The organism is Photobacterium sp. R1 (assembly GCF_054600795.1).
In genome coordinates, this window is record NZ_BAAHZP010000459.1 from 1 (window position 1) to 281 (window position 281).

General features: G+C 46.3%; 1 pseudogene. It reads right to left on the minus strand.

The annotated features are described in order from the left end of the window. Positions 1-192 (minus strand): annotated as a pseudogene (locus ACYP03_RS25845) (hypothetical protein); the annotation flags it as partial. Between the last annotated feature and the right edge of the window lie 89 nt (positions 193-281).

The following is a 281-nucleotide window of genomic DNA, read 5'->3' on the forward strand; positions in this document are numbered from 1 at the left end:
CTATTCTTCAACCTGCTGCGCTGTCGCACAAGGGTAAGAGGTAACCACCATGGCGTCTTTGATCGTAAACTCAGGATCTTCCAGCCTGCCTAATTCCTGAAATGACATTGTCCCGCCGATCAGAAAGATCAGAGTCAGCATCCAACTGATGACTTTGTTTTTAATAAAGTATGTGGCTATATCTTGTTTCATTATTTTGCAGCCTCCTGAACCACAACAGTCACATGCTGACCATCACGGAGGCGGTTAACACCTTCAGTCACAATCACGTCGCCTTCCTG